The following is a 13675-nucleotide window of genomic DNA, read 5'->3' as shown; positions in this document are numbered from 1 at the left end:
CTCAATATGGTTGAACGGTTCTTCCGGGATCTATCGGAGACGCAGTTGCGACGCGCGACGTTCAAGTCAGTCCCAGACCTGACCGAATCGATTGGACAGTTCATTGCAAAACATAATATAGCACCGAAACCGTATATATGGACCGCGAAAGCGACCGACATTCTTGCCAAAGTCACGCGCGCTCGTGCCAAACTTAATAAGCTTCAATCTGTTTGACGCACTACACTAGCAGCCTGCCGGATGGAACGGGGCGGGCCTGCCCTGCCCATGTCAGGACACTAAGCGCCGTGCATGCGGAAAAACTGCATGCTGGTGGTCAAGCCCTCGGCCTGTTCCTGCAAGGCTGCCGCTGCGGCGGCGGCCTGCTCCACCAGTGCGGCATTTTGCTGGGTAACGGCGTCCATGTCGGCAATCGCCTTATTGACCTCGACAATACTGCGTTCCTGCTCTACGCCGGCCGCGCTGATGCCGGCCATGATGGCGCTCACGTCGGCAATACTGCGCACAATATCGGCCATGGTGACGCCGGCCGATTCGGCCAGCACGGCGCCGTGCGCAATCCGCTGGGTCGAGTCGGCAATCAATTGCTTGATCTCGCGCGCGGCGAGCGCCGAGCGCTGCGCCAGCGCGCGCACTTCGATCGCCACGACGGCAAAGCCGCGCCCGTGTTCCCCTGCGCGCGCCGCCTCCACTGCGGCATTGAGCGCCAGGATGTTGGTCTGGAAGGCGATGCCGTCGATCACGCCGGTGATATCGGCAATTTCCTTGCCGTAGACATGGATCGTTTGCATCGTGCTGATCACTTCGGCCACCACCTGCCCGCCCTTGCGCGCAATGGCCGAGGTTGACAGCACCAGCGCATCGCCGCCGCGCGCATTGCTGCTGTTGCTCTTGACCACGCTCGTCAGTACTTCCATCGACGCTGCCGTTTGCTGCAAGGCGCCGGCCTGGCGCTCGGTGCGGTCCGACAGATCCAGGTTTCCTGCCGCGATTTCGCGCGCGGCCTGGTCCACCGCGTGCGCTCCGCCATGCACGCTGCCCACGATCGCGGCCAGGGTCCCCGTCATCGCACCCAAGGCATCGAACAGTTGGCCAATCTCGTCTTGCCGGTCGTGTGCGATCGCCATGCCGAGCTCGCCCGCAGCGACTTTGCCTGCCAGCTGAACGGCCCGGCGCAGCGGCGGCGCAATGCTTGCCGTCAGCATCCAAGCCAGCAGCGCGCCGATCGCCACCGCCGCCACCCCCATGCCGAGCAGCACGGTGCGGCTGTCGGCAAACTGGATGGCCGTGGTGGCGCCGAGGGCGCGCGCCTGCTGCGACTGGTGCTTGAGCGCCGCTTCTGTCGCCTCCACGTACGCCGCGTAGGCCGGCTGCATCTTCTCGACAATCAAGGCTTCGACTTCCCCCGTCCTGCCCTGGTCTTTCCAGGCGAACACTTGAACGCGCAGCGCCAGGTAGGCACTGGCGCGCTCGGCCGCAGTGCGCAGTAGCGCCTGCTCTTGCGCGCTGCGCGGCATGGCCGCCAGCGCCGCGCTGGTCTGCCCTTGCAGCCGTTCGCCCTCGGCCAGTTGCAGCTTGAAGTAGTCGCCCAGTTCCACGCTGTCGCTGCGCGCAATCGAGACCGCGCGCACGCCGTTCAGGCGGATCGCGCCCAGCAACTCGGACAGGAGCAGCTGCTTGGCCAGGCTGTCGTTGACCAGGCGCGCCATGGCCTGCTCGGCGCCGTGCTGGCGCCACAGCGAGATCGTGGTCATGCCGATCATAATGACCAGCACCACGGCAAAAGACGAGAACACGCGCATGCCGGTGGTAATGCGAACAATTTTCATAAGGAATGTGGAAATAGAGGGAGGTAAAGGGCGTTCAGTGCTGGAACAGGAAGCGCTGCGTCATCAGGGCGGCCATGGCGTCGGCCGGTGCGGGCCGCGCCACGTAGTAGCCCTGCACCTCGTTGCATGCCAGTTCCTGCAAGATGGCCAGCTGGGCGGCGGTCTCCACGCCTTCGGCCACCACCGTCATGCCGAGCGCATGCGCCATCGACACGATCGCCTGGAAGAACACCTTGCCTTCGCGCGACTGGCCCAGTTCGGCGGTAAAGGCACGGTCGACCTTGAGCACATCCATGCGCAGCTTTTGCAACTGCGACAGCGACGAGTAGCCGGTGCCGAAATCGTCTACGTGCAGCTTGACGCCGAGCGCGCGAATGGCGTCGAGCTGGGCGATGATGTCGTGCTGCTCGCCCATCATGGCCGACTCGGTGATTTCAACTTCCAGCAGCGCCGGCGCGACCGTATGGCGCACCAGGCACTGCGCCAGTTGCGCGCTCACTTCGCCGTGCGCGAACTGTCTGGGCGACACATTGATCGAGACCGGCACCAGCGCCAGGCCGGCGCGGCGCCACTCGTCGATCTGCGCGCATGCCTTGTCCATCACGATTTCGCCAATTTGCAAGATCAGGCCGCTGGACTCGGCCAGCGGGATGAAGTCGAGCGGCGCGATCATGCCGTGCTCGGGATGGATCCAGCGCAGCAGCGCTTCCATGCTGCACAGTTCCCCCGTCAGCGCATCCACGCGCGGCTGGTAGTACAGCACGAACTGGTCGAGCGCAATCGCGTCGAGCAAGCTTTGCTTGAGCTGCAGGCGCCCTTGCAAGGTGCGCGAGAGCGAAGCGTCGTAAAACCGGTACTGCCCTTTTCCCTCGGCCCTGGCGGCGTCCTTGGCAATGTCGGCGTGACGGATCAACTCGCTGCCTTCGGTCCCGTCGCGCGGGTAGACGCTGATGCCCACGCTCGCGCCGATCATGGCGCGCACGCTTTGCAGGGCAAATGGCGCGGCAAAGGCGCTCACGATGCGCGCCGCCACGCGCGCGCTGTGCACGTCGCCTTCGGTTGGCATCAGCAGCACCACGAATTCGTCGCCGCCAAAGCGCACCACCACGTCTTCGGGCCGCAGCAGGGATTTGAGGCGTTGGGCGCTGGCCTTGAGCAATTGGTCGCCGATTTGGTGGCCATGGGTGTCGTTGACATGCTTGAAGTCGTTCAAGTCCAGGAACAACAGCGCCACTTCGCCGGACGCCTTGGCCAGCGCGGGCGGTAAGAAGTGCGTCAGCCATTGGCGGTTGGGCAGGCCGGTCAGCGCATCTTCGTTGGACAGGCGGCTCAGTTCGGCCAGGTGCGACTTGCGTTCGCTGATGTCGCGCAGCGTGATGGCCAGGCCGCTGCCGACCCGGACAATCCGGCGGTGGCCCCAGGCAACGTTGCCGTTGGCGCGTTCCGGCATCTGGCGTTCGTCTTCGTGAAAGCCGTGCTCCATGGCCGCCAGGTAGGCGCTGAACAGGTCGCCGCCGGGCAGTTCGCTGCCGGCCGCGCCGCGCTGCAGCTGCGACAGGCGCTTGCCGATCAGTGCCGTGCGCGCGACACCGTAAAAACGTGCGCCGCGCTCGTTGCAATCGACAATCTCGAAGTCGCGGATCGCACCATTCCGGTCGCGCACCGGCGCGGCGATGTAAAACCCGTCGTTGGCGCCTTCGGTGGCGGCGCGGTACGCCTTGCGCACGCTTTCCTGCGCGCTGTAGCGGTCTGCCGCGCGGCGCGACAGCAAGGCTGCCAGCAGCGCAAACAGCAGCAACGCGAAGGTGACGATGATGCTGTCGTTGCGCGCTTGTAGCCAGGCCTCGCCCGCCGGGGCCATGACGGCGGCCAGCGGGATGGCGACCAGGCCGGCGACGGGATAGACCTTCGATTGGCTCCAGCCGAGCAGCCGCGCCTTGCCGTCGGCAAAGGCGCGCTCGCCCTGCATTACGGCCGCTCCGCTGGCGACGCCGCGGGCAAGCGTGCTCGCGCTTGCCGGCAACAGCGCGCCGCCGTCCTGCTCGGCGCGCCAAGCCGCTTCCAGGGCCACCACGGCGACACTGCCGCCGGCGCCGAGCGCGGTGGGCATGTAAAAATTGGTAAAGTAGTCGGCCCGCACCAGCATGATGACGACGCCGGCAAATTCATTGTCGGGCGTGTCGAGGCGGCGGCTGAACAGCACCAGCGACTGCGCCGCGCCCGCTTCCGGTGCGTCGATCCGCATGGCGCTGCTGTTGTTGCCCTTATGGTAATCGATGACGGCCCCGAGTCGGGCCAGCTTGCTGCATCCCTGCGCGCGTACGGCCGCGCCGATCCGCCCTGCCGCGTCGCTGATCGCCACGCAGCCAAAAGCATCGTCGTGAAACATGCCGTCGCGCACCAGCTGGCTCAGGTCGAGCTTGCCGCCGGATTGCTCCCAGCTTTGGCGCAACTGCATCGACACCTGGTCCATCTGGGCCACCGAGCGCGTGATGTACTGTTCATAAGCCTGGGCCGTTGACAGCACCACGTCGCGCCCGTGCTGCTGGGCAGCCTCGCGCACCTCGCCGCTACGGCGCACCGCCCCCACCCACATTGCAGCGATCAATAGCAGCGCCAGCAACGGCCAGATGAGCACGCCCGTCCAGCGCGCCAGCCATCTGCGCGTTTGCTTGCCAATACTCATTCCCTACCGCCCGATTTAGTTGCTTTTTGCTAGCATTTGTTTCTTCTTATAAAGATGAATGCTAACAGTCAACTATGTCAGCTTGATGACACGGTGACGCCGTCGATCAGCATCCATGGCATGTGCATCGCGCCCGAGACATTTTCTGCCTCCGACGAGACCGCCAGGACGTGCTGCAGGACGTGAAACACGTTTCCGGCAATCAGCGCCCCGCTGACACAGCCCTGGTCCTGCCCGTTCCGGTACAGGCGGCTCGACTTGGCGACGCCGGAAAAATCACCCTTCAGCGGGTCGATATTGCCCGAGAACCGGTCGACCATCAGCAATACGGGTTGCGCACTTTTCATGGTCTCCAGGTCGCCGTCTCCGGGTGCGCAGACCAGTGCAAAAGGTCCGCCTGCACTGGCGCAAGAGCTGCTTCCGAGGCGATTGGCCGTGTAGCAGTCAAGGCCGTGCGCGACCAGCTGGCCCGCCACAAGCAGCGCGAGCGGCTGCGTCGGACAGCCGTCGCGGTCGAACCCGGTCGCGCCGGTGAACCGCTCGTCGTGAGGCTGGTCGGACAGGTGCAAGAGCCTGGAGACGACCTGTGCGCCCAGCTTGTTTGCCCATTGGCTCTTGCCGTCCACGATACTGGTACCGGCCAGGTGATACCAGATGGTGTCCATGAGAAGCTGTTGCACGGCGCGCGGCGAGAGCAGCACCGCGCCGGCATATGCAGGCGCCTTGGCCGCTCCGAGATTGCCCAGCACTCTCTCGCAGAACAGGTCGCAGGCCTGCAGGGCCGTGTTCAGGGCGTTATCAAGGCCAAACACGGCGCGCCTTTCATAGTCAAAGCCGCTCACCAGATCGTGCTCGAGCGCCAAGCCCATGAGGTTCCAGCGCAGCGACGTTTGCCATTCCGACTGCGCCACACCCAGGCTGTTATAGAGGCCGCGCCATTGGCACGCGACGCCGACCTCCAGGCGGTCGATCGAGATGCGCGCGTCGCGCGTGAGCCGCTGGTACACGGCCTGGGCAAATTCATGCACGCCGGCGAGGGGCATGGCGCTGAGCGCCTGATCCCACAGGAACGGCAATTGCTCGACCGGCGGCGCTTGTCTGGCGTCGGGCATCAGTAAAAAGGGGTCGGCGACGGAAAATTGCGCCAGCGCCAGCGCGTCGTGCGCGCACCGGCCCACGCCTTCGCTGCACAGCAAATTGGTCGAGGCCGCCCCTTTTTTTTGCCCCTTGTGAACCATGATATCGATGTATTGGGAGTTCGCCGTCGCGGCCAAGGCAAACTCCTTGTTCGCCACGACCAGGCGCTGGTCGCTGGTGCACCGCGCGGCCACCTTGACCCGGTCGGCGCCGTGCCACAGCGCGTACGCGAGTGCGTCGTCGGCTGCGGCGCGCAGTTCTTGAAACGGCAACGCCTGCGTGTCCGGCGCTGTCATGCCCGCCCGCCGACATTCATTTCGCAGCGCAGGTACGGCCCGCCCGCGTCGACCTTGGCGCGCTGCCCCTTGCCGCAGTGCCCCATGCCGAGATCCCAACGAAAATCCGAACTGACCGCATCCACACTTTTCAAGACGTCGAACGCCATGCCCGAGACGCTCGCCCCCTGCAGCAGCGCACTTTTTCTGCCGTTTTTTATTTCCCAGACATGGTCGCAGCCGAACATGAATTCGCCGTTGGTATCGGCCTGGCCGTTCCCGGCGCCTTCGAGCAGATAACCGTCGTTTATGCCGGCTATCATGTCCGCCAGGCACGTCGTCCCGGGCGCGATATACGTGTTGCGCATCCGAATCAAGGGCTCGTCCGAATACAGCCATGCCCTGGCGTTTCCTGCCGGCCGGACCCCGAACCGGGCGGCGCTCTCGCGGCTGTGCAAATAGTTTTCCAGCATGCCCGAGCGGATGATAACGGTCGCTTCCGTTTCTACCCCCTCGTCGTCAAACGGCAGGCTGCCCATCGCCCCGGCCGACCCATGGTCGTCACCGGTATCGGCCATCGTGACGAGCGCACTGGCCACTTGCTGGCCAATCTTGCCCGCAGCCACGCTGCCAGACGCGACCAGGTCGGCCTCGACGGTATGCCCGACGGCTTCGTGGCACAGCAGTCCCACCAGTGCGGGAGCGAGGATCACCGATTGACGGCCCGGCTCGGGATGCCTGGCGTCGAGCAGCGCGACGGCGGTGCTGGCGACGTCTTCGATCGCGCTCTCGAGCGAAGGATGGTGAAACAGCCTGGACCAGTCGCCATTGACGCCCGCCGCGCTGGTGCTGGTGGCGCGCCGGCCATGCCGCTGCGCGATCGCCGCCAGCGCCAGTTCGCACTGCGCCATGCGCAAGCTGCAATTGGCGCCGTCGGACGTGACGATGGCCTTTTCCTCCAGATACTCGGTGTAGCGCACCTCGGCCGACTGCAACCGCGCCGAGGCGCCGGCCAGGCGGCGTTCGAGGTCGATCATCTCGCCGAGCTTGTCGGCCAGGCCCATGGACGCCAGTTCCACGAAACCGCTGCCCACAAAGTCGCGGGTGGACAGCCTGGCCTGCGCCAGCACCAGGGGCCGCTTGCCCCGGATACCGAGCAGGAGCGCGGCCGCCTCGCGCGCCTGCGTGATCGCCTGGCGCACGCCGCGCTCGCTGACATCCGAGGTCGCCGCCACGCCCCAGGCGCCGTCGATCAGGGTGCGTACACCCACGCCTTCGATCACCGCACGGTCGGCCAGCAGCACGCGCCCTTGCGTCACCTCGAAGGTGCAACTGGTGCGTTTATGCCAGCGCAGTTCAACATAGCCGCTCGCCCCCTGTACCAAGTGCTGCAGCAGACTTTTGGCAGTCATGGCGCTCCCTGAAAAAATTGGATTGAACAGGCGCTGCGCCCTGCCCTATTCATCAAACACGAACTGCGCATTGAGCACGGTACTTCTGACCAGGCGCTTGGCCACCAAGTCGCCCTTTTCATTGAAGCTGTGTTCGCCCGTTACGCCGTGCCAGCCACGGGTGGCGCGCAACGCGGCGGCGATCTTGGCCGGCTCGCGGCTGTGCGCCGCGTTCATCGCGTGGACCAACAAGTTGACGCCGTCGTAGCCTTGCGCGGCGTGGCTGTCCGGGGGGCGGCCGAAACGCTTGGTATAGCGCTGATTGAAGTTGCGCGTGAGCGGATCGGCGCGGTTTGGATTGAACAGCGTAAAGACCACGGTCTTTTCGAGCTGGCGCCCGCCCAGCTTGAGCAGTTCGACCGAATCGAGTCCGACCCCGGCGAAGATGGGGACCGTGATGCCGGCGTTGCGAATATCGCCGATGATTTGCGCCCCTTCCGGCAAGGAACCGGCCAGGAAGATGGCATCGAACTTGTTGAACGAGGCCCAGTCGGCAAAAATGGCCGCGTGGTTGTCGCCATTCTTGTCGTACGAGCGCCGGTCCACTACCTGAATGCCCAGTTCATGGGCACGCTGCTCGAAATAATTGGCCAGGTCGATCCCGTAGTCATTCTTGATATAGTAAATGGCCACGCTCTTGTATCCTTGCCTGCTGGCGTATTCGCCGATCTGGCGTCCCTGGTCGCGATTGCCCGGCAAACTGCGAAATACCAGCTTGTTTTCGCCGTCCGTCACTTTTTGGCCGCTCGCGCCCGGGGTCATCATGACGATCCCGGCCCGCTCATAGATCTGCGAGGCGGGATAGGCGACGTAGGTATTCAAGTGGCCCAGCACGGCGCACACCTCCGGGTCATTGGCAATTTCCTGCGCCGCCAGGCGCCCTTTGGTCAGCGATGATTCGTCGTCCTTGATCACCAGCCTGAGCTTTTTGCCGCCCAACAGCGTGCTGCCCTGGTTGACCTCTTCCAGCGCCATTTGGGCGCCATCGATCAGCGTTCCCTTGGCTGACCGGGTGGGCCAGGCAATGGCCACCACGACTTCAGCGCCCGCTTCAGCCAAATGCTCGGCGCGCAGCTGGGCCGCGGTTTTATTGCTGCACGCGCTCGTCAGGCCGGCGAGCACGAGGGTAAGGACAACGGCAAGTAAGGCAGGTAGGCGGTTTTTCATCGATGTTTTTCCGTATTATGCAATTTGGCGCTTGGCCAGTTCGACAAACAAACCGTCCTGCTGCATGAGTTCCTGGTAGGTCCCGGACTGCACGATCTTGCCCTTGTCGAGCACATGGATGCAATCGGCATTGATGATGGTGCTAAGCCGGTGCGCGATGACCACCCGGGTCGCCCTGAGTTTTTCGATGCTGCCGCTGACCACCGCCTGCGTCTGGTTGTCCAGCGCGCTGGTCGCTTCGTCGAAATAAATAATGCGCGGTTTACGGACGATCGCGCGCGCGATCAGCAAGCGTTGCCGCTGGCCGCCCGACAAGGTGCCGCCGCCGCTGCCAACGCGCGTATGCATTCCCATCGCCATGTTTTCGATATCCTTGTCCAGCCCGCAAGCACGGGCTGCCTCCCACGCGTCGGCCAGCAACAGGGGCGTGGAACCGATAATATTCGAGAAAATGTCGCCGTCCATCAACTGCCCGCCCTGCAACACCACTCCGAGCTGGCGGCGCACGGCCCCGATGTCGACGTCGTCGATGTTGCGCCCGTCATAGTAGACGCCCCCCTGCTGGGGGCGCTCGAAGCCCAGCATCAGACGCAACAGCGTCGACTTGCCGGAACCGGAGGCGCCCACCAGCGCCACGTACTGGCCGGCCTTGATGCTGAGCGACACGTCATCCAGAATCAAGGGCATCCCGGGCCCATAGGCGAAGCTGATGTTGCTCAGTTCAATGGCGCCGTTCAGCTCACCCGGGTGCGGACGCTCGCTGTTCGATTCCGGCACCGTGTGCAAGATGGGCAGCGTGCGCTCGTAGATCGGCACGATTTCCAGCAACTGCATGCCGCTCCTGACCAGCGCCAGCGAAGCGTTCAGGAACACCAGGAAGGCGGCATTGAAGGCAATGAATTCGCCGGTGGAAAAGGCGCTGATCCGGGTGCGGTAAAAGACCGCATAGATCATGCCGAATATGGTGATATTGCACAGCAGCGGAAAGACGCTGGCAAAGACCAGGCTCGCATTGTTCAGTTTTCCCATGCGCAGATTCATCCGCTTTTGCAGGGCGAACAGCGATGCCCAGTTCTTGAACACCCGCCATTCGGCGCCGGTTGTGCGCAACTTGGCAATTGCGCTCAGGTACTCGAACACCAGCGCGCTCACCCGTCCTTCCAGTTCGGAAGCGTCGCGTGAAATGCGCACCTTCATGTAGCCGATGCCCAGGTTGACCAGCACGGCGAGCGTGACCAAGCCGACTGCAGCGAAAGCGAGCTGCACGCTATAGTAAAACAGCAGCGCCACGTTTAAGATGGAAAACAGACTGCTCAGCAAGGTCGCAATGAAGGAGCCGGACAGCACGCTGCGGATCTCGTTGATGCCGTTGATGCGCATGGCCAGGTCGCCCGCCTTGTAGGCGCGAAAGAACGGTACCGGCAAGCCAAGCACGCGGTCCCAGATCGCCGCTTGCAGATCGTTGCCGGCTTTGCTTTCGATGCGCAGCATGGCAAAGGCGCGGGTGGCATTGAAGAGCAGCGCCACCGCGCTGGCAATGAACAGCAGGGTAATGATCTGCCACATCTGCACGCTGTCAGCGGCCGGGAAAATGTTTTCGAACAAATGTCCGGTTGCTACCGGTATGGCCATGCCCAGTATCCCGCTGGCCAGTCCCACCAGCGCCACGGTCAGCAAGTCCGGTTTCAGGCCGAACAGCGAAAAGGCGATCACATCCCGGGCGCTGAGCTTGCGCTGCGGCAGAGCGCGGTAAAACATATAGCCCATACGCGCCAATGTGCCGGCAAAGGCGGCGTCGACGGCAATCCGCTCGCCGCTCTCAGGATTGACTGCCTGATAGGCATTCTTGCCAGCCGGTAGTAGTGCGAAGGCTTGCCGGGTTTCCCCATCGAAGGCGAGCAAGGGACCGGCGTCTTTTTCCCACCAGCTGTCTTCCAGCACAACGAGGCGCGATTTCACGCCCGATACATTGGTGATGTCCTGCACCGGATCGCGCCCGGCGGCGCCCTCGGACATGGGCGGGGGCGCCTTGAACTGGATGTTTTGCGGCTGGCCGACCAGCCGGCAGGCGTCCAGCAGGCGGTCGCCGCTGCCGCCGGCAACCACCGTTTTGTGGCGGGTGCCCAGGATGGCGGCAAATTCGCCCAGCGCACCGTGCAAAATGGTCTGGTCAATGTCGGCGCGCCTGGCCACGCGCGCCAATTCCTGCGCCTCGTTGTCGACAATCCGGTCGTAGCGGTAGTCCAGCAGCAGCCCCATCAGCTCCTGGAAACCGCTCACCAGCCGCGCGCGCGGCAAGTGCTCCGCGCCCTGGCACTGCAGGACGCTGCCGGGAGCGGCGCTGAGCCACAGGCTGGCTGGCATTGGCAGGCAGCACCCCGGCGGCAAAGGCACCCGATCCAACAGCCACGCCTCTCCTTGCGCCAGCGTGACCCAGCAATTGTCCGCAGGCGCATAAAAAGCCTGGCGCCGCTCGTCCACTGCCAGCGGCCCCTGGCAGTGCATGGCGGTGCCGTGCGCCGGCGCGCCGCTGTGGCTGACGCTCGCTATCAAGCGCATCGTTTGCTGCAGCACCTCGGCTGATGCGTGAGCCCAGTGGGATGCTAGCAGCAGCGCGCTGCAGGCGGCCGAATCGATGCCGTGATAAAACGCGTCCAGGCTGGGGACCATCAGCGCGGCATAGGCGCCGCCGGCCGCCACCCCGGGCAGGCACATCAATTGACCGGCGCCGGCGCGCAGCACATGGTGGCGCGCACGGTGGGCGTCACCCTCGCCCCGCGCCAACAGGAACAGGTCAATATGGCCCTGCTCGATATAGCATACCTGCGCTGCTTCCCCCAGCAGCGTGGGCACGCACGAACCCGGCTGGCCGGCGGCCACCAGGTGCTCATACAAGTCCAGCTGTACACCGGCATCATTCATTGGAAATCATCCTTGCGTAACTGCCGTTCAAGCGCATCAGCTCCTCGTGGGTGCCGCGTTCAAGAATGGTGCCTTGGTCGAGAAACAGGATTTCATCGCTGTCGCGAACGGCGCTCAGGCGGTGCGCCACGATCAGGCAACTGCAGCCGCGCCGGCGAAACGCATCGTCGACCAGTTTCTCGGTCAGCGGATCGAGCGCGCTGGTCGCTTCGTCCAGGATCAAGAGGCGCGGATTGGTGGCCAGGGCGCGCGCGATTTCGAGGCGCTGGCGCTGCCCGCCGCTAAAATTGAAACCGCCTTCGCCCACTTCGCTCTCGTAGCCGCCGGGCCGATTGGAAATGACGTCGTGGATACTGGCGTCCTTGGCCGCCTGCACCAGCGTTGTCTGCTGCACCGTGCTGTCCCACATCGTCAGGTTGTCCCGAATGGTGCCGGAAAACAGGGAAATATCCTGGTCCACCATTGCCACCGAGTTGAGCATTTGCTGCTTGTCCCACGCGCTACGCGGCTTGCCATCGAACAATATCTCACCTTCCCATGGCTGGTACAGGCCGGAGACCAGCTTGGAGATGGTCGACTTGCCGCAACCGGAGGCGCCAACCAGGGCGATGCGCTGTCCCGCCTTGAGCGACAGGTTGAAATGCGTGATCAGCGGCGGGTCCAGGCGGCTGTAGCCGAAGGTGACGTTGCGCAGTTCGAGCCCGCCTTCCAGCCTGGCGTGCAGCACCGGCGCGCCGGTGGCGCCGCTGTCGCAGGCCGGGTCGCACGGGTTGCGCATGACGTCGTCCAGCCGGTCCATGTCGCCTTGAAACGCTTGCAGCTTTCCACCAAGCGCCACCAGGGTGTTGATCGGCGCGACGAAGCTGGCCACCAGGCTTTGAAAGGCGACCAGCATGCCGATGGTCATGTCGCCGCTCATGACGCGCAGGCCGCCGATGCCCAGCACCAGCGCCGAGTTGATCACGGTCAGAAAACTGGGCAACATCTCCAGGTAAGTCGTGGTGCGGCCCGTTTCCTGCATTGAATTCATCAACTTGGTCTGGTAACCCGACCAGCGGCTGAAGAAATCGGCCTCCGCGCCCGAGGCCTTCAAGGTTTCAATCAGCGCCAGACCGTTCATCGACGTGCCGATGACCTTGCTGCGGTCCATCGCCAGGCGCTGGTTCAATGCCTTGCGGCGCGCCGCCACCGCGCGCAGGAGCGCGACGTTGAGCGCGGCGACGGCCAGAATGATGCAGGTCAGGCCGACGTCGTAGAACAGCATGATGACGGCGAAAAACAGGGCGCTGAGCAAGCTGAGCAAGCCGTACAGCAAGTCTTCCGACAGGATGGTCGCCAGGCTGTCGCTGATGCCCACGCGCGAACCGATGTCGCCGGCGGAGCGCTGGAAATAAAAGCTGACGGGCAGGCGCAGCACGTGCGCGAAAAATTTGGCGGAGGTGCTGAGCGCAATCTTGGTTTCCAGCTTGAGCAGGAAATGGCGCTGCATGCCCAGCAGTGCGCTGAGTAACACGGCCGTGAGCGCGATGCCCACCAGCAGCGGCATCGCCCAGCTAAGCTTTTCCTGCACCAGGATATTGTCGATAAAGAGCGCCGTGAAGGTCGGAATCACCATCCCGGGAATAATCAGCGCCACCCCCAGCAACAGCAGGAAACTGACATCCTGCGCCGAGCCGGCCAAGCGCTTGCGCAAGCCGCGCAGCAGGCTGGGGGGCTGGCCCGACGGCGTGAAAGTGGGACCCGGCGCGAACGTCATGGCCACGCCGGTGAATGCCTTGTCAAAATCGACATGGCTCAGAACGCGTTTGCCGCTGGCCGGATCGTTGAGATACACCTTGTCATTCGAAAAGCCTTCAAGCACCAGGAAGTGGTTGAAATTCCAGAAAATGATGGCCGGCAGCGCCAACTTGCGCAGACCGGACATTTCCAGCTTGTACCCCTTGCTCTCCAGGCCATAGGAGCGGGCCGCGTTCTGGATATTCACCGCCTTGCTGCCGTTGCGCGACACGCCGCAGGCGGTCCGCAATTCTTCCAGCGGAATGTATTTTTTGTAATACGCCAGAATCATCCCCAGCGACGCAGCGCCGCACTCGAGCGCGTCCATTTGCAGGATCGACGGCGTATTGACCCGGCGGCCCGCCGGTCCTGCGCGCCCGGGGCGCCACCAGGCGTGTCCAAACAGGCGACGTGTGGCTGCAAGCATGGTTT

7 protein-coding genes and 1 pseudogene are annotated in these 13675 nt (G+C 64.0%); 1 reads left to right on the top strand and 7 read right to left on the bottom strand.

All coding sequences use genetic code 11. From position 1 onward, the window contains the following. A pseudogene (locus ACP7D4_RS17960) lies at positions 1–216 on the top strand (IS630 family transposase); the annotation flags it as partial. Positions 217–278: 62 nt separating this feature from the next. Here the strand turns inward: ACP7D4_RS17960 and ACP7D4_RS17955 are convergent. From ACP7D4_RS17955 to ACP7D4_RS17925, 7 genes are all read right to left on the bottom strand, one after another. Continuing rightward, complete coding sequence (locus tag ACP7D4_RS17955) at positions 279–1829, bottom strand: methyl-accepting chemotaxis protein (RefSeq protein ID WP_426210463.1); 1551 nt, start codon at positions 1827–1829, stop codon at positions 279–281. Between the two features lie 34 nt (positions 1830–1863). Further along, positions 1864–4515 (bottom strand): bifunctional diguanylate cyclase/phosphodiesterase, encoded by a 2652-nt coding sequence (locus tag ACP7D4_RS17950; protein ID WP_426210460.1) that lies wholly within the window; start codon positions 4513–4515, stop codon positions 1864–1866. Positions 4516–4592: 77 nt separating this feature from the next. Further along, positions 4593–5948 (bottom strand): TldD/PmbA family protein, encoded by a 1356-nt coding sequence (locus tag ACP7D4_RS17945; protein ID WP_426107560.1) that lies wholly within the window; start codon positions 5946–5948, stop codon positions 4593–4595. After that, entirely contained in the window at positions 5945–7339 is a 1395-nt protein-coding gene (locus ACP7D4_RS17940; protein WP_426210458.1) for a TldD/PmbA family protein, read from the bottom strand. The genes ACP7D4_RS17945 and ACP7D4_RS17940 overlap by 4 nt, the downstream gene beginning before the upstream one ends. A 45-nt stretch (positions 7340–7384) precedes the next feature. After that, complete coding sequence (locus ACP7D4_RS17935; protein ID WP_426210456.1) at positions 7385–8545, bottom strand: ABC transporter substrate-binding protein; 1161 nt, start codon at positions 8543–8545, stop codon at positions 7385–7387. Positions 8546–8560: 15 nt separating this feature from the next. Continuing rightward, positions 8561–11467, bottom strand: coding sequence for an NHLP bacteriocin export ABC transporter permease/ATPase subunit (locus ACP7D4_RS17930; RefSeq protein ID WP_426107557.1), 2907 nt, complete (start codon positions 11465–11467; stop codon positions 8561–8563). Next, positions 11460–13670 (bottom strand): NHLP family bacteriocin export ABC transporter peptidase/permease/ATPase subunit, encoded by a 2211-nt coding sequence (locus tag ACP7D4_RS17925; RefSeq protein ID WP_426210454.1) that lies wholly within the window; start codon positions 13668–13670, stop codon positions 11460–11462. The genes ACP7D4_RS17930 and ACP7D4_RS17925 overlap by 8 nt, the downstream gene beginning before the upstream one ends. Between the last annotated feature and the right edge of the window lie 5 nt (positions 13671–13675).

Source organism: Massilia sp. TWP1-3-3 (assembly GCF_049897805.1).
In the GTDB taxonomy this organism is placed as follows: domain Bacteria; phylum Pseudomonadota; class Gammaproteobacteria; order Burkholderiales; family Burkholderiaceae_D; genus Telluria_A.
Note: the sequence above shows the minus strand (reverse complement) of the source record. Positions and strands in the feature narration are given on the sequence as shown.

Bases quoted from the DNA above. Each gene is read 5' to 3' on its own strand.
- ACP7D4_RS17955 (WP_426210463.1), bottom strand. From the start codon at position 1,829: ATGAAAATTGTTCGCATTACCACCGGCATGCGCGTGTTCTCGTCTTTT.
- ACP7D4_RS17950 (WP_426210460.1), bottom strand. From the start codon at position 4,515: ATGAGTATTGGCAAGCAAACGCGCAGATGGCTGGCGCGCTGGACGGGC.
- ACP7D4_RS17945 (WP_426107560.1), bottom strand. From the start codon at position 5,948: ATGACAGCGCCGGACACGCAGGCGTTGCCGTTTCAAGAACTGCGCGCC.
- ACP7D4_RS17940 (WP_426210458.1), bottom strand. From the start codon at position 7,339: ATGACTGCCAAAAGTCTGCTGCAGCACTTGGTACAGGGGGCGAGCGGC.
- ACP7D4_RS17935 (WP_426210456.1), bottom strand. From the start codon at position 8,545: ATGAAAAACCGCCTACCTGCCTTACTTGCCGTTGTCCTTACCCTCGTG.
- ACP7D4_RS17930 (WP_426107557.1), bottom strand. From the start codon at position 11,467: ATGAATGATGCCGGTGTACAGCTGGACTTGTATGAGCACCTGGTGGCC.
- ACP7D4_RS17925 (WP_426210454.1), bottom strand. From the start codon at position 13,670: ATGCTTGCAGCCACACGTCGCCTGTTTGGACACGCCTGGTGGCGCCCC.